The sequence below is a fragment of the Microbispora sp. NBRC 16548 genome (assembly GCF_030268985.1).
Taxonomy (GTDB): domain Bacteria; phylum Actinomycetota; class Actinomycetes; order Streptosporangiales; family Streptosporangiaceae; genus Microbispora; species Microbispora catharanthi.
The window spans coordinates 39,983-60,353 of record NZ_BSSF01000006.1 but is presented as its reverse complement, the minus strand read 5'-3'; the positions used below and the strand labels follow the sequence as shown (position 1 = coordinate 60,353).

Annotated in this window: 22 protein-coding genes; 14 read left to right on the top strand and 8 right to left on the bottom strand. The window is 69.3% G+C overall.

Translation table 11 applies throughout. The features are described 5' to 3' along the window. From QSK36_RS17555 to QSK36_RS17530, 6 genes are all read left to right on the top strand, one after another. Complete coding sequence (locus tag QSK36_RS17555; protein WP_183545207.1) at positions 1-783, top strand: methyltransferase domain-containing protein; 783 nt, start codon at positions 1-3, stop codon at positions 781-783. Beyond that, positions 780-1,610, top strand: a complete 831-nt coding sequence (locus QSK36_RS17550) for a class I SAM-dependent methyltransferase (RefSeq protein ID WP_183545205.1) — start codon at positions 780-782, stop codon at positions 1,608-1,610. Before QSK36_RS17555 ends, QSK36_RS17550 begins: the two co-directional genes overlap by 4 nt. Further along, the gene (locus QSK36_RS17545) at positions 1,607-2,575 is read left to right on the top strand and encodes a GNAT family N-acetyltransferase (protein WP_285783148.1); all 969 of its coding nucleotides are present in this window, start codon (positions 1,607-1,609) and stop codon (positions 2,573-2,575) included. Before QSK36_RS17550 ends, QSK36_RS17545 begins: the two co-directional genes overlap by 4 nt. Next, the gene (locus tag QSK36_RS17540; RefSeq protein ID WP_285783147.1) at positions 2,559-3,662 is read left to right on the top strand and encodes an aldo/keto reductase; all 1,104 of its coding nucleotides are present in this window, start codon (positions 2,559-2,561) and stop codon (positions 3,660-3,662) included. Before QSK36_RS17545 ends, QSK36_RS17540 begins: the two co-directional genes overlap by 17 nt. A gap of 11 nt (positions 3,663-3,673) precedes the next feature. Further along, on the top strand, positions 3,674-4,459 hold the full coding sequence (locus tag QSK36_RS17535; protein WP_285783146.1) for an endonuclease/exonuclease/phosphatase family protein: 786 nt from the start codon (positions 3,674-3,676) through the stop codon (positions 4,457-4,459). Between the two features lie 264 nt (positions 4,460-4,723). Further along, positions 4,724-5,089 (top strand): hypothetical protein, encoded by a 366-nt coding sequence (locus QSK36_RS17530; RefSeq protein ID WP_285783145.1) that lies wholly within the window; start codon positions 4,724-4,726, stop codon positions 5,087-5,089. 164 nt (positions 5,090-5,253) lie between these two features. Here QSK36_RS17530 and QSK36_RS17525 read toward each other — a convergent pair whose 3' ends face one another. From QSK36_RS17525 to QSK36_RS17495, 7 genes are all read right to left on the bottom strand, one after another. Beyond that, positions 5,254-5,784, bottom strand: coding sequence for a DMT family transporter (locus tag QSK36_RS17525; RefSeq protein WP_285783144.1), 531 nt, complete (start codon positions 5,782-5,784; stop codon positions 5,254-5,256). Between the two features lie 4 nt (positions 5,785-5,788). Continuing rightward, positions 5,789-6,463 (bottom strand): hypothetical protein, encoded by a 675-nt coding sequence (locus QSK36_RS17520; protein WP_285783143.1) that lies wholly within the window; start codon positions 6,461-6,463, stop codon positions 5,789-5,791. A gap of 205 nt (positions 6,464-6,668) precedes the next feature. Beyond that, positions 6,669-7,904: a cytochrome P450 gene (locus QSK36_RS17515; protein WP_183545197.1), complete on the bottom strand. Its 1,236-nt coding sequence runs from the start codon at positions 7,902-7,904 to the stop codon at positions 6,669-6,671. A gap of 123 nt (positions 7,905-8,027) precedes the next feature. After that, positions 8,028-8,633 (bottom strand): phosphatase PAP2 family protein, encoded by a 606-nt coding sequence (locus tag QSK36_RS17510; RefSeq protein WP_183545195.1) that lies wholly within the window; start codon positions 8,631-8,633, stop codon positions 8,028-8,030. A 12-nt stretch (positions 8,634-8,645) separates the two neighbouring features. After that, a complete protein-coding gene (locus QSK36_RS17505; protein WP_285783142.1) occupies positions 8,646-9,770 on the bottom strand; it encodes a DUF6545 domain-containing protein in 1,125 nt (374 codons plus the stop codon). A gap of 46 nt (positions 9,771-9,816) precedes the next feature. Then, positions 9,817-10,392, bottom strand: a complete 576-nt coding sequence (locus QSK36_RS17500) for a hypothetical protein (RefSeq protein WP_183545191.1) — start codon at positions 10,390-10,392, stop codon at positions 9,817-9,819. 72 nt (positions 10,393-10,464) lie between these two features. Then, positions 10,465-10,908, bottom strand: coding sequence for a hypothetical protein (locus tag QSK36_RS17495; RefSeq protein ID WP_183545189.1), 444 nt, complete (start codon positions 10,906-10,908; stop codon positions 10,465-10,467). A 227-nt stretch (positions 10,909-11,135) separates the two neighbouring features. Between QSK36_RS17495 and QSK36_RS17490 the strand changes: the two genes are divergently transcribed. The 8 genes from QSK36_RS17490 to QSK36_RS17455 all read left to right on the top strand — a co-directional run bounded on the left by QSK36_RS17490 (position 11,136) and on the right by QSK36_RS17455 (position 18,611). Continuing rightward, positions 11,136-11,882 carry a hypothetical protein gene (locus QSK36_RS17490; RefSeq protein ID WP_285783141.1) on the top strand — a complete coding sequence of 249 codons (747 nt, stop codon included), beginning with the start codon at positions 11,136-11,138 and terminating at the stop codon, positions 11,880-11,882. 200 nt (positions 11,883-12,082) lie between these two features. Next, positions 12,083-13,654, top strand: a complete 1,572-nt coding sequence (locus QSK36_RS17485; RefSeq protein ID WP_285783140.1) for an MFS transporter — start codon at positions 12,083-12,085, stop codon at positions 13,652-13,654. A gap of 31 nt (positions 13,655-13,685) precedes the next feature. After that, a complete protein-coding gene (locus tag QSK36_RS17480; protein WP_285783139.1) occupies positions 13,686-14,381 on the top strand; it encodes a class I SAM-dependent methyltransferase in 696 nt (231 codons plus the stop codon). Continuing rightward, positions 14,378-15,415 carry an MBL fold metallo-hydrolase gene (locus QSK36_RS17475; protein ID WP_285783138.1) on the top strand — a complete coding sequence of 346 codons (1,038 nt, stop codon included), beginning with the start codon at positions 14,378-14,380 and terminating at the stop codon, positions 15,413-15,415. Before QSK36_RS17480 ends, QSK36_RS17475 begins: the two co-directional genes overlap by 4 nt. An 18-nt stretch (positions 15,416-15,433) precedes the next feature. Continuing rightward, positions 15,434-16,372 carry an isopenicillin N synthase family dioxygenase gene (locus tag QSK36_RS17470; protein WP_285783137.1) on the top strand — a complete coding sequence of 313 codons (939 nt, stop codon included), beginning with the start codon at positions 15,434-15,436 and terminating at the stop codon, positions 16,370-16,372. Between the two features lie 77 nt (positions 16,373-16,449). Then, complete coding sequence (locus QSK36_RS17465; RefSeq protein WP_285783136.1) at positions 16,450-17,232, top strand: VOC family protein; 783 nt, start codon at positions 16,450-16,452, stop codon at positions 17,230-17,232. After that, on the top strand, positions 17,229-17,936 hold the full coding sequence (locus QSK36_RS17460; protein ID WP_285783135.1) for a UbiX family flavin prenyltransferase: 708 nt from the start codon (positions 17,229-17,231) through the stop codon (positions 17,934-17,936). Before QSK36_RS17465 ends, QSK36_RS17460 begins: the two co-directional genes overlap by 4 nt. Before the next feature lie 231 nt (positions 17,937-18,167). Next, on the top strand, positions 18,168-18,611 hold the full coding sequence (locus QSK36_RS17455; RefSeq protein WP_285783134.1) for a hypothetical protein: 444 nt from the start codon (positions 18,168-18,170) through the stop codon (positions 18,609-18,611). Between the two features lie 7 nt (positions 18,612-18,618). On the opposite strand, the gene QSK36_RS17450 is transcribed toward QSK36_RS17455, so the two are convergent. Beyond that, the gene (locus tag QSK36_RS17450; protein ID WP_285783133.1) at positions 18,619-20,022 is read right to left on the bottom strand and encodes an EamA family transporter; all 1,404 of its coding nucleotides are present in this window, start codon (positions 20,020-20,022) and stop codon (positions 18,619-18,621) included. Positions 20,023-20,371 lie beyond the last annotated feature (349 nt).

The following is a 20,371-nucleotide window of genomic DNA, read 5'->3' as shown; positions in this document are numbered from 1 at the left end:
GTGAGCAACAGCTGGACATCCGCGTCCGGGGCCGATCTTTCAGCCGGGTACGCGCGGCACGCTGGTACTCTGCGCGGCGCGCTGCGGCATGCACTGGTCGCCCGCGCGTTGCGGACGCACCTGCCCAGTTGGGAGCAGCGTGTGCTGGACGTCGGCGGTGGCGACGGCCACCAAGCGGTACAGCTGGCCCGCGCGGGGCATCACGTCACCGTCCTGGATCCCGACCCGGCCATGCTGCAGCGCGCCCAGGCCCGCGTCGAGGCGGAGCCCGACCACGTTCGCGGCCGCATCCGCCTGGTCGAAGGAGCTGGTGAGAACGCCGCCCAGCTGGTAGGTAGCGGGTTCGACCTGGTGTGCTGCCATGGCGTGCTGATGTACCTGCCCAACCCCGACCCGTTCCTTCACGCCCTCGCCGGCGTCGCCCGAGACGGTGGTCTGCTATCGGTGCTGACGAAGAACGGGCAGGCGCTAGCAATGCGGCCCGGCCTGGAAGGCCGGTGGGCCGACGCCCTGGCGGCGATGAACACCCGCCGGGAGATCGGTAACCTCGGCGTACCCACCCGCGCCGACACGGTCGGCGACGTGGAACGGATACTCGGCGAGGCCGACGCGGCGACGATCGCGTGGTACGGGGTGCGGGTCTTCACCGACCACCTCGGGGACACACCCGTGGGGGAAGGCTTCGACCAGGTCCTTGAAGCCGAATGGCAAGCTGGGGCGCGGGACCCGTACCGGCTGGTGGCCCGCCACTTCCACCTCATCTCCCGCCGGGTCGGGTCATGACCCGGGCGGTCCGCCCCGGGGTGGTGGGGGCCTGGCGGGCGGCGCGGGCATACTGCTCCCGCTCCTGCTTCCCCTACCACGCGGCGTGGCGGCTGTTCCGCCACGCCGGGGTGAAGGGCAACCCCACCTGGCACGAGTCGTTTTACCGGTCCTTGATCTGCGGGCGGGCGCCGTGGTGGCCGTCACGGATCCTGGTGTGCGGGTCGTCGGATGAGACAATGCCCGAGGTGCTGTCCCGGATCGCACCGACCGCGCACGTCACCGTCGCCGACGCCTGCCCCGCCCCCCTCGCCCTCATCCGAGAGTGGGCGCATCACGCGGGGACGTACGTCCAGACGATCCACTCTGCGGCACCAAAACTGGCAGAGGTAGGCGGCGCTTTCGACCTGGTCATCACCGACGGGTTGCTGTCGCTGATGCCCGACCCACACACCCGCGACGAGGTGATCCACCGGTTGGCGTCGCTGGTGGCTGACGACGGGCTGCTGCTATACACCACGCGCATTGCGGGGCCGGGCGGCCGACTGGAGTACGACGCCCCCGGCCGGGTGATGCAGGCCGCCGCAGCCCTGGCCTGGCCCGCCCCGCCCCGCGAGCGGTGGCGTCTGGCCCGCGACAAGATTGCCCGCCTGTCCCGCCCCGCGCCGTTCACCACCCCCGGCCAGCTAGCCGACGCGTTCCGCACCGCCTTTGAGAGTGTGCGGGTGTTCACTCGCCCTGGCCCGCCAACCCCTGCCCTGGCCGCCCATCCCGCGTTCTGGGCCGGGCGCGGCAGCATCTGCGTCGGCGTGGCCGCACTCACCCCCGTCAAGAGGCGACGCACGTGACCATTCAGATCACCACCACCCGCTACCGCCCCGACACCGCTCTGGACGACGAACTCGCCGACCTCGGCTACCAAGGGATGCGTGGCTGGGCCGACCAGCGGCCCGTCACCGCCACCCTGGTCCGGTCCAGGCTGCGCCCACCGTCTCCGACCGCGCCGGCCACCAGCCTGGTCCTGGCCCGCACCCCGTCTGGTGATCTCGTCGGCGCGGCCGCGCTGCGGCACCCCGCCACTCCGGACGGGACCGCCCGCCTGTGGGGGCCGGTGGTCGCACGGGAGTGGCAGCAGGCCGGCATCGGGTCGCGTCTTCTCACGCACGCCCAGGTGCTCTGGACAGGCAACGGGATGACCGTCGTGACGGCGGAGATCCCCGTCAACCGCGCCCACGGTTGCGAGCTGTTCGAGCGGGCCGGGTGGGCCCGCCTGCACGGGGCGGTCCTCCTCAAAGGGCCGATCACCCGACGGGACATGTCCAGGCTGGTGGTGCGCCCTCTCGACGCCGATGACGCCACCCGGCTGGCCACGCTATATCAGATGATCAACAGCACCGACGGGCCGCAGGTGGCCGCCGACACCTACCGCCGGTGGTCGTCTGACGAGCGGTTCGTCCCCGACGCCCTCCTCGCCGTGGACGGCCCCGACGACAGCCTGGCGGGGGTAGCGCTGGGGTACCCGCTGATCCACACCACCGCCGCCGAACCACCGGAGGTCCTCGTGGCGGACGTGCTCGTGCACCCGGCCGCCGACCGCGCCACGGTCGCCTCCGCGCTGATCACCGCGGTGATCGACGCCGGAGCCAGGCACGGCGCCCAAGTGGCGCGGGCGATCGTTCCCATCCACAACCGACCCCTCATCGGGGACCTGCGCACCGCAGGGCTGGAGCCCGCGGAGGACATCGTGTACTACCAGGCCCCGCCCGCGCCCGCCCTGCCCCGCCCGGAGGTGACCCGTGCAACCGCACGATGACGCCCTGCCGCTGCGGACGCTGGGCCGGTCCGGCATCACCGTCCCCGCCGTCGGAGTCGGCTGCTGGGGCATCGGCGGCCCGGGGGAGAACCTGGGGCTGCCGATGGGGTGGTCCACAGGCAGCGACGAAGCTGTTGCCGTCGCCGGGCTCGAAGCAGCGTGGCAGGCTGGGGCACGTCTGTTCGACACCGCCGACGTGTACGGGCTGGGCCGGTCCGAACGCCTACTGGGTCACCTCGTCGCGCGGGTGCCCCGCAAGGACATCGTGCTTGTGTCGAAGGTCGGATACTTCGCCGGCACCGCTGAGCACGGCTTCGAGCCCCGGCACATGCGCAGGCAGCTGGAGCAGACCCTGGACAACCTCCGCACCGACCGGCTCGACGTGTACTTCCTCCACCACTCGGCGTTCGGAGACCGCGACCGGTGGCTGCACGGCGCGGTCGAAGCGATGCGCAGCTTCCAAGCCGGAGGGCTGATCGGCAGCGTGGGGATGCGCGGCCCGCACCGCTTCGCCCTAGACCGGCTCACCACCTCCCCCTATGAACGCGACGACAAGATCGCCCGCTTTCAGGTGGTATTCGACCAGGTCCGCCCCGACGTACTGGCGGTGCGGGACAACCTGCTGTGCCCCCCAGCCCGGTCAGAAGGAATCTTCGCGTTCGCGCGGCAGCACCACGTCGGGGTGCTGGTGAACAAGCCGTTCGCGCAGGGCCTGCTCACCGGCTCCTACGACCCCGCCCGGATGCCAGTGTTCGGGCCGGGAGACCACCGTTCCCGCAAACGCTGGTTCTCCCCCCAGGCGGTAGCGGTGATCAACGAAGGGTTGGACAGGCTGCGGCGCCTGGTGGGGCCGCACCGACAGGACCTGGTGCGGATCTGCCTGTGGTCGTGCCTGGACCGGTACGCCCACGCCGTGGTGCTGGCCGGGTTCACCCGCCCCGAGCACGTCCGGACCAACCTCGCCGCCGTCTCCGCAGGGCCGCCGCACCCGACGGTCATCGCCGAGGCGCGCGAGGTCATGGCCGGGGTACAGGCCGCGCTCGACGCCCAGGGACAGGTGTTCGTGGACGAAGCGGGGCAGCCGTGAACGGGCCGCAGATGAGCCTGGTGCCGGCACCGGGTCACCGGTCAGCCACGGGCATGCTGCGGGTGATCACGTTCAACGTGCAGCACGCCGCGCCCGGCCGGGCGCACCGGCAGGCGGACTGGATCGCCGCCAGCACCGCAGACGTGGTTGTGCTGACCGAGGTTGGCCATGGCGAGCAGACGCCGCAGGCGATGTGCGAGCGCGGGTTCGCCGTGCACGACATCGACGGCGGGTTCGACTACCGCACGGTGATCGCCTCAAGAGTCGGGGACCTCGAACCGGCCCGCGAGGTCGCCACATCGGTCATGCCGCACCGCGCCCCCGCCGCCCGCCTTCATCTCGCAGGCAGCGCCACGGTGGGGCTGGTGGGGCTGTACGTGCCGTCGCGAGGGCCCAGGCATCGCCGTAACGTCGACAAACGCGCCTTCCAGCAGGCTGTCGCCGAGCTTCTCCCCACCCTGCATGCGGAGATGAAGCTCACCGGGCCTGTGATCGTCGCCGGTGACCTGAACGTGGTCGAGCCCGGTCACGTCCCGCATCACACGGTGTTTCGTAGCTGGGAGTACACCTTCTACTCCGGGTTCATCAAGGCGGGCCTCGTCGACGCCTACCGGCACCTGCACCCCGCTGCCGTCACTCACTCATGGTTCGGCCGGAACGGCTCCGGCTACCGGTTCGACCACATCTTCACTACCCACCCGGAGACGGTCACCGGGTGCGCGTACCTGCAAGAGCCGCGAGTCCTGCGGTTGAGTGACCACGCGGCGATGACCGCGACGTTCACTGTCACTCCCTAACCCCCTTCCTTACCAGCACGACCCCAGGGCGCCCATGCCGCGCCCTCGGGTGAGTTCGCCATGCCCAAAACACCCCCAATTTGTGGAGGTTTCGCATGCCTGCAATGGTCCTCCCCGACAGCACCGCCCTACTTCTCAACGCGGTCAGCCACCTCACTCCGCTCACCCCCCGACCAAGCGCAGGCGCTACAGGCAGTTCCCCGCACCCAGCCCGCCGCCGTCGCCCAGGCCGTCCAACAGATCCTGCCAGGTCACCAGGTGGTGGTGGCTGGCACCCTGGAACGGCGCCTCCTCGCCGCCACCACCACCGGCGGACAATGGCTGCTGGCCGACCTGTCCGGACAGCCGCACGACACCCGCAACTGGCCCACCTGGGCCCAGAAGGGCGTACGGCTGCATCAACCCAGCGACTGGCTCACCACCGCCGACCTCAGCCCAGAGGCGGTGACCCGCCTAACCCGCCCCCGCATCCTGCTCGCCGCGCTGTACCGGCCCGAGTACTTCCCCCTCCCCAGGTTCCCCCTCGCCACCAGCGTGCGCAATAGAAGATGCAGACCCTCGCGGCTCGGAGTGCTCCAGCGGCTTCGTTCGTCCACAGCCAGCAGCACCAGCAGAGCCGGGATCACCTGAGCAGCGGTGGCGAAGGAGTCGGGCGGAAACGGCGGCTCGGTCACATCGGACGAACGGGTGTGGTGGATTCACCGTTCCTGACGGCTTCGGCCGATGGGGGCCGTCATCCTCGTCGTCGTGGTCGCGCTGGTCGTCCTCGGGACGAGTAGCGCCAAGATCGACCGCTAATTCCGGTTCCGGGACTCCCCAAGGGCCAGTCCGACTCGTGTCGGCTGACGCCGATAAGTCCCTTCGTCTCGGCGGTCATCGACTCCACTATGCTGGTGCATGTGATGCAGCGCCGATGTGAGGTCATTGAGCGCGTCGGCCAGCGCGAGGCTAGCTGCTGGATGCAGGGTGATGCTCGTCGACGGTCCACGGGCCGCTGCAGAGGCCGAAGTTGGCGCGAGGTTCAGTAGTGCGACCCCGGCGATGATCAGCGCGATGGCGACGATCTTTACCCAGCTCGCCGGTTCACGGAACCATAGGGCGCCAATGACCGCGACGGCGGCGGTGCCTGCGCCGGACCAGATGGCATATCCGACGCTCACCTCGAGTCCCGCCTTCAGACCCTGGGCCATGGCGACGTAGGAGACTACGTAGCCGGTGATGATCAGGGCGGTCACGCCTCGGTTGGTGAGGCCTTCGCTGGCCTTGAGGCCGCAGGTGGCCGCTACCTCAACGATGATCGCGATGGCCAGGTATGTCCAGGCCATCGCGCTAGCACGCGCTTTCATGGCTCGCGACAGGCACGCCTGTCGCCGCTCGAACTCGGTCGACGGTCTCGGCAATCACGGCATGACGTGCTCCTGGGGGGAGCGAGCCGTCCGAGGAGTGGTTGCTCCAGAGCACCACCACGGCGGTGGTGGTTGTGCGCAGGTGAATGGTGCACAGCCGTCCGAGCTCGGCTTCGAGGTCCATGATTGCCTGGAGATCGTCGGCGATGGCTGGGGCGTCGCTGTGCCGGGGGACTTGGCGCGCCTCTTCGAGCAGGGCCAGCCACTTAATCCGCCGTGAGGTTTCCTGTGTGGCGGCCTCGATGGCGGCTTCGATTGGCGAGCCTGGGTGAGCCTGGAGGTAGTTCTCGGTGTCGGTTACGGCCTGCTGGGCGGTCTGCTCAACGTCGGCCAACAGCCTCTTCTGGGCATGGCTAAGGTTGATGATGCGCCGCTTGAGGTCGGGGGAGCTCCACCCTTTCACGTGCAGCTCGTAGGCGGGGCCGGCGGAGGCGTCCACGTTCCAGCCGTACGCGCGCAGTGCGCGGAGGCAGCGCTGCTGATCGGCCCAGTTGACGGAGTGCACAGTGACGCTGCCGTCAGGCCCTGCCAGGGCCTGGGTCTGCCATGTGCTGGCCCGGGCACAGATGAGTGCGACGGTGGGTGGCGAGGCGCTCATGAATCGCTCCAGCGTTGGTCCAAGGCGGACGACAAGACAGAAACGCGGGTCTTTACTTCTGTCAACATCATTGTCAAGACGATGAGTGTAAACGTGCCCGGACCTTCATCAGGAGGACTTTCCCGGGCGTTATGGGTCCGTGACACGTAAGAGCGGCCACCGGGTTCCGGTGGCCGCTCTTACGCCCTCGCAATTCAGGACCGGGTCAATCCCACGCCACCGGCACGTGCTCAGGGCCGGCGATGGCATGGCCGGCCTTGAGCGGAACCTCTTCGGCAGGAACGGCCAAACGGAGGTTGGGTAGACGAGTCGTGAGGAGGGTGAGCGCGACCTCTACCTCGGCCTGACCGAGATGCCGGCCGATGCAGTAGTGCGCGCCGTAGCCGAACGACAAGTGGTGAGGTTGGGCTGGGCGGTCGAACCGCATGGTGTGCGGGTCGGAGAAGACGCGGGGGTCGAAGTTCGCGGCGTCATGGGAGGGGATGACGATCTCGCCCGCCCTAAGATGTGCGCCGCTGGGCAGCACGGTGTCGCGGAGGACACGCCGCGGCATCGCGTCTGCGGCCGAGGTTGAGAACATCCTCTGCAACTCGGTGGCCGCGCCGGATACCGCACTGGGATTGGCGACCAGGTAGGCGTAAGCGGTCTCGTACTCCTCATACGGGTGAGTGAGCAGCACCAGGACGGCCGTGCCGATAGAGCTGGCGGTCGTCTCCCATCCTCCGACCAGCAGCGCGAGCGGTAGCTTGACCAGCTGGTCGAAGGGCAGGTGGGTGCCCTCGGTGGCGATCTGCGTCAGCAGGTCGTCGGTCGGCGCCTGCCGCCGTTGGTCGATGAGGCCGGCCAGATACATCGCCATGGCTTGCTCTGCCGCCGACACCTCCTCACGCGGCAGGGAAGTCGAAAGGAACGCCTCACCCCACACCCGCAATTGCGTGCGTTCCTGCTGCGGCACTCCGAACAGGTCGCCGATCACATCCAGAGCGAACGGGAGAGCGAAGTCGTCGATCAGGTCGGATGCCCCGTTTCTGATCATGCCCTCGAGATGAACGCGCGCGCTGGTTTCGATTCTGTCCAGCAGGCGGTCGAGAGCCTGCGGGGTGAAGCGGTCGCGAACCACCCTGCGGACGGCGGTGTGCTCATCTCCGTCGAGCCCAAGGAGAGTCCCTTCCAGCTCAACGTCGTCGACGTCCAGCGCGGCGGTTCGACTGAACTCCGGACCGCGTAGGACGTGCCGTACGTCCTGATAGCGGGTGATGAGTCTGGCGGTGGTGCCGTTGGCGCGGAGGACGTCGGCAACGCCTGTGCCTGCCTCTCGAAGAGCGTGGTACCTGTCGCTCTTATAGAGACCAGGGCGGTTCACCCCGCCTTCGTCCAGGTCAAAGGGGTGGATGATCGGGCAGGCGGAGGGAGGATGCGCGGAGCTGCTTGTGGCCGTCATCGCGAGGTCGACAACCCTTTCATGTGGTGCTACTTCACTGGGGGATTGTGCGTCCGGCCGGCTCCGCTGAGGGCGGGCGGGGCTCCGTCCGCGAGGCGCAGACCCGGGCAGGGCGCGGCGGTCTTAGGCGAGGAACGCGAAGCTGAGCCCACAAACGGCTGCGCCGACGAGCGCGCCTACAACGACCTCGGCGGTGGTGTGATGACCGAGACGAAGGCGGGACCACCCCACGGCAACCATCCCCGCGATGAGTGCCGTCACGCCGGGCAGGGGGACCGTGTAGGCCAGGCAGCAGACGACGACGGCGCCGGCCGCAACGGCGGCGTGGTAAGAGATGTCCCAGCGGATCGTGATAGGGGCTGTCACCAGCAGGATGCACAGTAACGCGACGTCGGCTGCCAGCACCTCGCGCGGCGCTTGACCGATAACGAGCGCTGCCACCCCGATCAGCAAGGAGACCAGCGCGACCGCGACCTGCCGGGGAGGCTTTCCCCCAGCCTGGACAGTGGCGGCTTGAGCTCGGCGGAGCCGGCGGGCATGCAGGTAGGGGAGGATGCCGGTGAAGACAGCGGGCACGACACCCCACATGCCGCCGTACCACCCGGCGGCGTGCCAGCCGATCGCGATGGGAAGGGCAGCGGCGAGAGGAACGGGTGCGAGCAGCGTTGATACGAGGTGAGCGGCGAGCTCAGGGGGAGAAGTGGGCCTCATGACGGTGGCTGCACCCATGGATCCAGCTCCTTATTCGGCGGGAGTGGGGGCGGGGACTGTGGTGGCGAAGTGGGAGACGAAGGGGTTGCTGCGGAATTCGGTGGCGACGTCGGCCAGCCAGGCGATCGCGCTGCGCAGGTCGTCCTCCCGCGGGTCCTGGTAGGACCAGGAGGTCGGCCGCATCTCCCCGGCGCGGGGGCCGTGCTGGAGGGCGTAGGCGATCGACGCCGCATGCGCCACGGCCTCCACTTTGCCCTCCGGTATTTCGGCGGCTCGGGCTGTCAGCCGAGCACGGTTGAGCGCCGCGGCGACACCAGGACTCGCGAACATCAGCGTGAGCGCATCGAACAACTCGGTCACCTGCGCGAGCAGTCTCATGTGCTGCTGAGGAAGACGCTCACTGACGCGAACGACTTCGGGGTAGGCGCTGCGCAGTTCTTCCCACAAGGGGGTGATCGCCCGCAGATACCGGCGGGTCTGCAGGTACTCCAGCGGCACAGACAGTGCCGGAACAGTCAGCGCCACGAAGCCCAGTGCGTGAAAGGGCATGTTCACCGTGTAGCTGAAGGAGGCCGACCAGGGGACACCCGGCTCCGGCAGACCTACCACCTGAGGAACTAGATACAGCATCGTGTAGATCGACCGGGTGGACGAGCCGACCGTCGAGGCCACCAGCATGTACAGGCTCGTCTTCACCAATCGCGACGTCGCTGTGTGCGCCAGGCCGCGGAAGCGGACCATCTGCGTGGCGAGCGCGTACACCATGTAGATCTCGTATCCGGCCAGGCACAGCCATTGGGGCGGGGTTCCGTGGCCGGCTCCTACCGCCGCGTAGGCGGACTTCTCCTCGAGGTGGAACGCGACTGCCGTGGTCGACAAGACGGCCGCGATGAGCCCGGCGCGGATCCAAAGGCGTCGAATCTCTCCGGCCCAGGGGTTGTAGCCCCGCTCCGGCGCGACGCACCAGCAGAGAATCCCCGTCATGGCCGAGATCGTGAACACCATGGTGCTCACGAATGGCAGGCTCGGGTGAGCCGACGCGGCCACCCAGGTCGAGATGAGGGGCTGCTGGACGGATACCACGACGCAGCCGGAGAGCAGAGCTATCGAAATGAACAGGTGCTTGGCTGATTTCCGGGCGCCGGGCAGCCGCATGAGGGCGATGATCCACATCGCCGTGAGACAGACAGCGGTGACGCTGTCACTCATCGGCAAACGGGTTATGCAGCGGGCCGACCAGCTTCTGGAGCATGTTGACCCTCTCGGGTCTCTCATCGGAACTGGCCAGCCACCCTCGGCGTAAGCGGTCGCCGAAGATCATGCTGATCATGTCGGCCTCTTGCTCTGTTTGGCCGAGCCAGTTGGTGCGGCCCATTACTGCCTGAATGTCGCCATCGAAATGCGGAAACGAGCCGCGGGGCAGGGTGACGGTGCGCAGTTGAGTGGCGGAGGTGTCGAGGTGCCCCGCGAGGAGATGCCCGACCTCATGAAAGAAGATCATCACCTGTAGGGCTAGGGGGACATTGTCGGCGTAACCGATGATGTCGGCATCTCTCGTCTTCGCGCAGATTCCGCTCACGCCATGGCAGGAGTACAGGCTCTCCATGGCGGCGGGGTCAAAAGGGTGTGCATAGACCGGCCTTCCGCGCCATGTGCTCAACCGCTCACAGAACTCCGGGATGGAGAACGGGTGCAGGAGTTTGAGCGCTTCTGCGTGATCTCTACGCAGTCGCTTGATAACGTCGTCCTGCCCGCGGCGCAGACGCTGTAGCATCATGGACCTCTCACGTGCGGGAAGTGCTGAGGTGGGGCGAAAGTGCGAGAATGCCCCGAGACTGGTTGATAGCGGTTACGGGCGGCTGTCGCCGGCGGACGGAGGTGCCTCCACGGGAGGCAGCCCATTCTGATTCAGCACGAAGTTCACGAATGTCACGATCTTGTCCTGGTTCGCCGGATCGAGATCCTGCATGGCGCGCGTGACCAGCACCTCGATGCGATTGGGTGACGACTGCTCGTCGGTGCTGTCCTGACTGTCGCCCCGTCCGAGATCATCAGGCGGAGCACTGGCGCCATGAAGCCTCAGGTAGTCCGCCCGCGCGTTCGGGAAGATCGTCTCCAGGGCTTCCAGAGTGTCCCACGTTGGGTTCGTGGCTCCGCCCTCGATCATGCGTCGCGCAGTGCTCTCGGCGATGCCGGTGCGGTTGTACACGTGCCGAGGTTTCCAGGGGCGGCCGGTAGCAGGATCAGGCCTGGTATCGAACAGATATTTGATCCATTCAGCGATGCTCGTCATCGTCCTGAGCCTCCGCGATGCCGCCATGTATGGAGATGAGTCCACCATATATGGCGCGGAATCTTGACATAACCCCGACGAACCAACCATCTTGAGTAGCCATATATGGCGGATGGTTCAGCATTTCCACCATATATGGCGTACGCCGAGGTGGCGTGCGCGCTGCCAGCCCTCGGACGCCTCCATCGGGGAAGCGCCCCCAAGGCGAGACAGATGGGAGGCCATCGTTGAGCGACTGGACACTCCGTCGAGATATCCGCACCCCGCCCCCGTTCCGTCCGAGCACGCCGGACCTGGGGTGGGAGACAGGGCCGTGGACGATGGGGGAGACCATGCACGGCCTGTACAGCCGCCCCAGCAGCACCGGCGTCAGAGCCGTCGCCATCCTGAACGGCTGGGAGGTGTCCAGTTGGACCGAGCTCCCCATGCCGGTCGACCCGCCGCTCACCAGCCCCTGGAACCGTATCCTGGCCGCGCCGGCCGACTCCGACGTCGCCGCCCACCTACGGCACGCGAGTCCCGAGGTGGACTGGCGCGAGTGGCCGGTCACGGCCGTGCTCGACGGACATCTGGCCTACTGCGACACCTCAGTCACCTATCAGCAGCTCGCGGCCCTGCACGCGCGCATCGAAGCCAAGGCCTCCAGCGTGGAGATCCGGGTCGTCGGCGGCAATGCCGACACGGTCAAGGTCCGCATGGCCACCACCGCAACCGTCGACGAGCTGTGGGACATCCCGGCGCTGATCGCCGCCTATCAGGACGTCCTACCGGCGCCCCTGGCCGAGCGGGAAGCCGAGGCCCTGCTACGCCACCAGCACCGGCCCGTCTCCTGGTACGTCGACCGGCCTGAGGACCTGGCAGAGGTCGCGCTGTCGGTTTGGGGCTTGATCACGGGCGACAACCCCGCGCACACCGCCCTGGAGATCACGCGTATCGCCCGGGTCCGGCCCCGGTCGCCGCAACCCATCCCCTAGACCACGGCGAGCGCCGTCGCCTCGAACTCTTCAACCTCGCACGTGCCCACCGCTGCCCGCCCAAGGGACGTCGAATGACCACGCACGTCGCCTCAGCTCCCTCGACTTCCGCGGCCTCCCCATCTGGGCCTGGCCGCCGAGCGCGCCACGCCGCCATACCCAGGCGTCAGCCGCTCACCCCACTCGTGTGCACGTTGGCCATGGCGCTGCCCGGGATTCACGTCACGACCGCCACGCTGACCATTGCGTCAGCGGCCACGGACAACGGCCCGGCCGGCGCCCCTCTCGCCGACGCGCTGCTGATTGCGGCGCTGGTGCCGGCAGTCACCGCGTTCAACGTGTGCCGCTGGTTGGCCGACCGAGTGGGGCGGCGTCGCATGCTCGTCGCCACGTCGCTGATCCTCGCCGCCGCAGCCATGACCGCCTTCACAGCGTCCGCGGATGCGGTTCTATTCGCCGCGGTTGCCCTGCAAGGGGCTGCGGCCGCAGCCGCAGTTCCGTGCGCAGCCGGTCTCTACCTCGAGCACTGCACGACGCGAGGACGCGCAGCGGCCGTCGGCGTGTCCACCACGGGATTCGCTGCCGGTGCCGCATTCACCTGCCTGGCCGGTGCCGGCCTCGCATCCCAGGCAGGATGGCGCGGGGTGTATCTGGTGAGCGTCGCTGCCGCCGGGCTGCTGCTGATCGGCCTCGCGTGGGTGCCTGACACTCCAGGGTGGCGCAGAGCGCGCCGCCCCGATCCGGCCCGGGAAGCGCTGGTCGTGGTCGCGGCCGCCACGTTGCCGACAGCCGTCTTCTTGTCGGCTGGCATCTGGAGCCTGTTGACGGCTGCCGCGGGGACAGTAGCGCTGGCCGGTGCGGGGTGGCGCCTGGTCGCGAAGGACACCGGAAAGCCCAGCTTTACCGGCGTCGCAGTGACCCTCTGCGAAGGAGCGGCGGCCTACTTGGTGCTTCTGGCCATCCCGCTGCTCGTGCAGCCGGCGGGGCAGGGGTCCTGGGCCATGGCGGCTACCGCGGCAGGACCACTGGCCGCAGTCGCGGGAGCCGCGCTCGGCCGTATGACGGTACGGGCAGCCAGCCCCCGGTTGACGGTCTACGTCGGCGCGGCCACCGCCGCCGGGGGAGCCGCGTGGCTGCTGGCGGCCGGGGCCGGTGCCCTCAGCAACGCGCCGCTGTGGGCACCGGCTCTCATCCTGGCCGGACTAGGACTGGGAGCGACGCACACCGGCGCCTGGCAGGCGGGCCTGGCCGGCGTGAGCAGCCGACGCCATGTCGCGGGCCTGACCGAACTCGCGGCCGCGCGCCACCTGGGCGGGACACTCGCCGCCACGACCATCTACGCCGCGGCGAGCCGAGCAGGTGGTGCGAGCGTGCCCGCCGGGCAGGCTGCACTGGCTGTGGGCGTTGGCGTGCTCGTGCTCGCCGGCCTGACCGCTCTGATCGTGCGCGCCCGGCAGCGCGTCACTCCAGCGCCGGTCCAAGCACGCCCGGTCCCTCCACTGGCCCCCCGAGGTCTGCCCCGCGGCGTGATCGCTGACCTGCAGACGGCAACGGCCGACCTCGTGGAGGCGATCAAAGCGGATCTGGACGGCCCGGCGGCCCAGTGCGCCTGCCACAGCGGCACGACCGGCACCGCGGTCGCCCCGGCACCCCAAGCACCTGGTCGCCGGGAGGTGCTTGCTGCGCATCCCGGCGGCGGTCCCTACCGCCGCGACCCCTATCCCCGCACGCATCAGCCGTCGGCCACGTCGACGCCTTCGGCAGTCGCCTGATCCGCTACCACCCCTGACTCCAAGGACAGCAATGGCCAACGCCACCCCCTCCCGAAACCGCCGCGGGCGATCGACGTACGACTCGTCCTGGCTGCCCACCCGCTACACCCCTCGCGGCTCGGATACGGGCGACGACACCCGTACCTTTCTGTCGGCGATCCGACGCAACCCCCGGCAGCTCGGCGCGATCGCCCCCAGCTCACGCCGTCTGGCGGATCTGGCCGCGAGCATCGTGCCTCAGACAGCGGCGGTCGTCGCCGAGCTCGGCCCCGGCACCGGCGTCATCAGCGACGCCATCCACCGCCGCATGCGCGACGGGTCCGGCAGGCACCTGGCGATCGAGCTCAACCCGGACTGCGCGCGCCACCTGGAGCGCTCACGGGGCGACTGGCTGGAGGTGATCCGCGGCGACGCCGCCGAGCTGGGCTCCCTGCTGTTCTCCGCAGACGTGACCGAAGTCGACGCCGTCGTGTCCGCACTGCCTTGGACGCTGATGGGCAGCGATACCCAGCAGGCGATTCTCGGCGAGGTCGCCAAGGCGATGGCCCCAGGCGCCGCATTCACCACCGTCACCACCGTGACCGCGCTGCCGTGGCCGGCCGCCCGCCGCTTCCGCGGCCTGCTGCGCGAGGTTTTCCGCGACGTCCACACCACCAGCATGGTGTGGCGCAACGTCCCCCCAGCGCTGCTGTACGTCTGCCGCAAGCCGCGCGAGGCCCGCACATGACCGCCGGCGAACTGCTGGCCGGGCGCCTGCTCGGGCGGTACCGGCACCGTCTCACGCATCGGCTGCCCGGCCCAGTCGACATCGTCCACTGCCTGCTGGATGGCGGGTGGACACCCAAGGACGTCTCCGACAAGCGCCGCATTCCCATCTGCCACGAGGGCCTGCCGGAGCCGGATGCGGGGCGCTCGGTCGTCACCTGGGTAGGACACTCCACCTTCCTGCTCCAGCTCGGCGGCGTGACGGTGCTCACCGACCCCGTCTGGGGAGAGGTCCCCGGGGTCAAGCGCCGCCTCACGCCGCCCGGCATCGCCTGGGAGGACCTGCCGCGCGTCGACGTCGTCGTCATCAGCCATGACCACGTCGACCACATGGACCGGCGCACGCTCCGGCAGCTTTCACGCGAGACCACGATGGTGGTCCCTCTCGGTGTTGGCAGATGGCTGCGCCGGACTGGCTTTCGTGACGTGCGCGAGCTCGACTGGTGGGAGTCGACCGAGGTCGGCGAGGTCCAGATCGGCTGCGTTCCGGCCCATCACTGGTCCGGCCGGGGCCCGTTCACTCTGTGCGCGACGCTGTGGGCCGGATGGATCCTCACCACCGGGCGGGAGCGGATCTACTTCGCCGGCGACACCGCCTACGGCAACGGCTTCAAACAGATCGGCGCCCGGTACCCGGGCATCGATGTCGCGCTGGTCCCCACCGGCAGTTATGAGCCGCGGTGGCTGCAGCAGTCAGCGCACGTCGAGCCGGGTGAGGCTGTGCAGATCTGCCAGGACGTCGGTGCCCGCGTCCTGGTGCCGATGCACTGGGGGACCTTCCTGCTCGGCCGCGAAGCGATCCTCGCGCCGGCCACGGAAACGGCCCGGGCCTGGGCCGCCGCCGGGAAAGACGCCTGTGACCTGTGGCTGCTGGCCATCGGTGAGAGCCGAATGCTCGATCCCTCCGCGCCGCTCCATGAGCGGCGCGGGCCGGGCACGGAGGCACCTTCTGATCACGAACCGTTTCCGCGCCTACTTCGCCAATCCCCTTCGTGAAGGGCCGATCCACCGACCATGACCACGGCATCAGCAACGCAGGCGATCCCCCTGATCGACCTGAGCGACCTCGACGACAACGCGGTGCAGCAGACCGACACCGCCTGCCGCGAGGTCGGCTTCGTCCGCCTGACCGGACACGGCGTGTCCCCCGACCTCATCGACCGGGCCTTCGAGGTGTCCCGCATCTTCTTCGACTCCCCGCAACGCGTGAAGAAGGCATGCACGCGGCAAGGCAGCTTCCTCGGCTACCACGGGCCGGACACCCTGCGGGCGTCGACGACCAGCACCGGCCCCCGCGACCGCAAGGCGACCTACGCCGTCGGGCGGGAGCTCGACGAGGGGGAGCGTTGCACCGAGTTCACCCCGCCGAATGCGTGGCCGGCGGGAATGCCGGAGGTACGGAACACGCTCAGCGCCTACTACGAGGCCATGCATCACCTGTCTGTGCGCGTCAGCAACTTGTTCGCGCTCGCTTTGGGACTGCCGGCGAACCATTTCCGGCAGTCCCTGCACCGGCACCTCAGCTGGCTCACCTCAATCGACTATCCGAAGGGCGGCCGTCGGCTTAGGCCTGACCAGATGCGGTTCGGTGAGCACCGCGACCGCGGCCTGCTCACCATCCTGGCCAGCAGCGCCGAGGGCCTGGAAGTGCGCGGCGACGACGGGTGCTGGTATCCCGTCCCCGCAGACCCCCACAACCTGATCGTTAATGTCGGCAGCATGCTGGCCAACTGGACCGGCCGCCGATGGGTTTCGCCCCTGCACCGCGTGCGGCCGCCGCTGGCGGGAGAAGGGCGGCGGCAGTCGCTGGTCTTCTTCACCAACCCGAACCCAGCGACCTTTCTCACGCCGCTGCCGCTGCCTGGCACCACCGAACTGCCGCTGTGGGCGGGGCCGCCGCGCACCGTGGGCGACTACCTGGCCTCCATGCTCAGCCTCTACGCCCACGCCTGACCCGCACGACGCGGTTCACCCGCTCCACCGGCACCGGCCCTCACCGGCTGCTGGTCCACGATGAAAGGCGAACCCCCATGCCTACCATTCCGACCCTGCACCGGCAGGGTGATCTCGTCCACCCTGAACTCGTGTCCGGCGACCTCGGCGCCGCCGCCGCCTTCTACGGGGCGGTGCTCGGCTGGGACTACGTGCCCGGCGTCGTCGGCCCGCACTACATCGCGACCATCGACCAGGTCCACTGCGCGGGCCTCGCCCACACCACGACCAGAACCTACGACGTGCCCCTGGGGTGGTGCCCCTACCTCGCCGTCGACGACGTGGACAAGACGTGCACGCTGATCCTCGAACACGGAGGCCGGGTCGTGCAGCCTCCGGCCGACATCGGCCAGGCCGGCCGGATCGCCTTCGCCGCCGACCTCGACGGCGCCGTGCTCGGACTGTGGCACAGCGGGCCCGAACCGGGCACGCACGTCGTGGGCGAGCCGGGCACCATCTGCGCAGCCGAGCTCGTCACCCCTGACCCCCAGCGCGCGGCCGACTGGTATCACGAGGTCCTCGGCTACGAACTGCACCCCGCCCGCGACGGGTCCCGCAGCTTCGGCCGGCTGCAGGCCAACAGCGAGCACCTGGACCTGGTCATCTCTCCGCAGACGCACCAGCCGCCGCGAAACCACTGTCGCTGGCTGATCTACCTGGGAGTCGACGACCTGACAGCGGCCGAAACGGCAGCGGCAGAGGCCGGCGGCGCGGTCGTGCACGCAGCTGAAGACAGCCTCGCCGGGAGAGTCGGCTTCATCGCCGACCGCGACGGCGCGGTGGTGGGCCTGCTGGAGATCGCGGTGGAGGGGGCACGGTGAACGGCCTTCGCAGCGACACCGACACCCCGCCGGACGCACTGATGCAGGTCAACGGAGATGAGTTGGCGCCGGCGGGCGGCAGGCGGCCCAGGCGGCTGGTCGTCGCCATGACCGGCGCGACCGGCGTCATCCTGGGCATCCGGCTGCTGGAGGTGCTACAGGCGCAGGAGGTCGAGACCCACCTGGTGGTCAGCGACTGGGCGGAGCGGACGATCAGGATCGAAACCGACTACAACCTCAGCGACGTGCAGAGTCTCGCCACCAGGACCTACCGGTACGACAACCAAGCCGCGCCGATCTCAAGCGGGTCCTACCCCGTCGACGGCATGGTGATCGTGCCGTGCAGCATGAAAACCCTGGCGGAAGTGGCCCACGGCCTCGGCGGGAACCTCATCACCCGCGCCGCCGACGTGATGCTAAAGGAGCACCGGCCGCTGGTGATCGTGCCGCGGGAGACTCCGCTCAGCGAGATCCATCTGCGGAACATGCTCACGCTGAGCAGGATGCACGGGGTCACGATCGTCCCTCCGATGCCCGCGTTCTACAACCGCCCTGCCAGCATCGGCGACGTCGTCGACCACATCGTGGCCCGGGTTCTGGACCAGCTCGGCATCGGCAACGACCTGACGCCACGGTGGAGCCTCAGCCCGCGGGGGCGCGCGCCTCGTTCGCAGCGCAACTCCGAATCCGTCCCGACGGCGTGAGCGGTGCCATCCAACCCATCACTGCAGTGCCGGCCTTGCGCCCGTCGGTCGCACCGGGGGTAGGCCTTCTCCGCCGGTGCCCGCTCACGCGGGCCCGGCCTTGGTGAAGGAACACACCTTTACGCGGCCAGCTCGAAGGCCAGCGAACGGATTCTGCGCCGTATCCGCCCCTCGTCACACTTCGGAGGAAGCCCTATGGCAACGCGGTGCGGGAGCACGCTCCCGCCTCGGGTGATGGCATTGCTGTCTGACGACGCACGGCAGCAGCCGAGGGGACAGTGCCTCATCCTGACCACTGTCGACGCCGACGGCCAGCCGCGTTCATGCCTGCTCAGCGCCGCGGAGTTGCTCGTGGTCGACCGGCAGCGTCTACGCGCCGTGGTGTGGCCGGACAGCGCTACTGCCGCCAACATGGGCCGGGGCAGTCCGGTGCTGCTGCTCATCGCCGCGCCGCCGGACGTGTTTCACATTCGCGCCGAGCCGAGGCGCCTGCCGTCGGCGCCGGCCAGCTCTTTGGCCCGGTTCGAGCTGCTCATCACGGCGGTGGAGGTCGATGTCCATGCCGGCATGCCTGTCATCTCCGTGATGCGTTTCGCTGCCCGGCCGCAGCTGAGCGATCACATCCTGCGTACCTGGCGCGAGCAGCACGCCGCCCTCGTTTACGAGCCGACCTGACAGTGCCTCAGCCGGCTGGCCGCTCACGCTGCTCCCTGGCAGCGGCTGCGGGCGGAGCGGAGGTATCGAGCGCGGTCTCCAGTGCGCTTTGGAAGGCCTGGGTGGCCTGCAGCAGGTGCCGCAGTGCCGTCGCGGTGCGGTGCGGCAAGGGGGAAGGAAGGGCCGGTCGATGACCGTACGGGGTGAGGTTGTCCACGGTGGGCGCGTCAGCGATGGCCGCCTGCTGGGAGCGGTGTCCCGGCGATTCGCCAGCCAACGTGCGAGCAGGATGGGCGGGGCTGGGATGATCGGGCAACGACAGGACCTGTCCGAGGACATCCCCGGTGTGGGGATCGTGCGCCAGGTCGGGTCCAGGCCGGCGCCGGGCGGCTGGCGGTGGGGGAGTCCGCCACAGGTCCCGCCCCACCTGTCCTGCCCTGGACTGTCTGGGCAGTGGCGGCCATTGCCGCGCTTCGTCCTCGGCCTGGGATTCAGACCGTGCAGACAAACCGGTCTCCCTGCGCTGGCCTCGGCCGGCCGCCAGGGCAACGGCACCGAGCACCAGGGCGACGCCGAGCCACTGCCCGAAGGTGAGCCGATGGCTCAGCAGGAGCATTCCGCCGGCGGCGGCGACGGGTGTGAGCCACAGGATCGGGCCCGCTTCGGTCAGCGGGACCGTACGGATCGACCGGTTGTACAGCAGTACCGGTACGGCGATGCCGACGACGCCGCTTACGGCGGCCGCTGCCAGGTGCAGGGGGCTGGCCTCGCCGAGGAGCGGCCTCATCAGCCACTGCCCGGCCGCGGCGGGAAGCACGGCGGCCAGGGCGTACAGGGCCTGCCACGCGGCCGCGGCCAGGGGGTCGGTGCGCAGCCGCGCAGCCAGGACCGAATACAGCCCCGCCCCTACCGCCACCGTCAGCATGAGCGCGAGGTGTGTCCAGGGGAGGACGGATGTGGGCGCGCCGTGCAGCAGCCACAGTCCGGCCCCGCCCACGGCCAGGCCCACCCCGGCGGGCCAGCGCAACCGCTGCCCGCAGAAGGTCAATCCCGCAAGCGCGACCGCATACCCCGCGGCCGCCTCACGGGCGAACGCTCCCGCGCCGCCGGTGGTGGCCGGGACGAGGGCCGCTACCGCGCATACCGCGGCGAGGATCACGCCCAGAAGCGCCGCTCGCCCGTGACTAACCCGCCGCGGCCGCCGGCGGCCGATCACGACAACCCACAGCAGCGCCGCAGCCGAGGCGATCTGCACCAGCAGCAAGCCAAGGACGGTCAGGGCGCGGCCGTCACTGCGCGCGTAGACGGCCAAGGGTGCGGCGATGCCCCAGCAGATCGCCGCGCCGGCGAGGTGGAGATACGGGTTGCTGAGACCTTGTCCGCCAGCACGCGCGTGGCGCCGGCGTATCGCTGCTGCATCGCTTGCCGACACGGGGGGTCCCCCTTCCAGTGGTGGACGCCACGCCGGGTGCCGGTCCACCAGCCGCAGGCGGGCACTCCCCATCTGGTGAGAGTGCCCGCCTGCCTGTTGGGTGGGTCCCCTTCGCCGAGCCCCGCGAACCCCCACGAGGGACCGGCCGACCCTGTCGTGATCGTGAAAGGTGATGCGGGTAATTTGACAGAGATTGTCAGGACTAGTCAAGATGCCTGTTGATTTCCGGTGTGAGGAAACGCCCATGCCACTGCCGCCTTAGACGACGACCGCACCCTGCGATCACATCCACCTCTGGCGCTGTCTCGGCTCGCCAGGCCACCGACTCTTCTCCCCGGCTCACCGGCCT

Bases quoted from the DNA above. Each gene is read 5' to 3' on its own strand.
- QSK36_RS17515 (WP_183545197.1), bottom strand. From the start codon at position 7,904: ATGACGGCCACAAGCAGCTCCGCGCATCCTCCCTCCGCCTGCCCGATC.
- QSK36_RS17535 (WP_285783146.1), top strand. From the start codon at position 3,674: ATGAGCCTGGTGCCGGCACCGGGTCACCGGTCAGCCACGGGCATGCTG.
- QSK36_RS17525 (WP_285783144.1), bottom strand. From the start codon at position 5,784: ATGGCCTGGACATACCTGGCCATCGCGATCATCGTTGAGGTAGCGGCC.
- QSK36_RS17510 (WP_183545195.1), bottom strand. From the start codon at position 8,633: ATGGGTGCAGCCACCGTCATGAGGCCCACTTCTCCCCCTGAGCTCGCC.
- QSK36_RS17495 (WP_183545189.1), bottom strand. From the start codon at position 10,908: ATGACGAGCATCGCTGAATGGATCAAATATCTGTTCGATACCAGGCCT.
- QSK36_RS17470 (WP_285783137.1), top strand. From the start codon at position 15,434: ATGACCACGGCATCAGCAACGCAGGCGATCCCCCTGATCGACCTGAGC.
- QSK36_RS17500 (WP_183545191.1), bottom strand. From the start codon at position 10,392: ATGATGCTACAGCGTCTGCGCCGCGGGCAGGACGACGTTATCAAGCGA.
- QSK36_RS17475 (WP_285783138.1), top strand. From the start codon at position 14,378: ATGACCGCCGGCGAACTGCTGGCCGGGCGCCTGCTCGGGCGGTACCGG.
- QSK36_RS17485 (WP_285783140.1), top strand. From the start codon at position 12,083: ATGGCGCTGCCCGGGATTCACGTCACGACCGCCACGCTGACCATTGCG.
- QSK36_RS17505 (WP_285783142.1), bottom strand. From the start codon at position 9,770: ATGCGGCTGCCCGGCGCCCGGAAATCAGCCAAGCACCTGTTCATTTCG.
- QSK36_RS17550 (WP_183545205.1), top strand. From the start codon at position 780: ATGACCCGGGCGGTCCGCCCCGGGGTGGTGGGGGCCTGGCGGGCGGCG.
- QSK36_RS17465 (WP_285783136.1), top strand. From the start codon at position 16,450: ATGCCTACCATTCCGACCCTGCACCGGCAGGGTGATCTCGTCCACCCT.
- QSK36_RS17520 (WP_285783143.1), bottom strand. From the start codon at position 6,463: ATGAGCGCCTCGCCACCCACCGTCGCACTCATCTGTGCCCGGGCCAGC.
- QSK36_RS17480 (WP_285783139.1), top strand. From the start codon at position 13,686: ATGGCCAACGCCACCCCCTCCCGAAACCGCCGCGGGCGATCGACGTAC.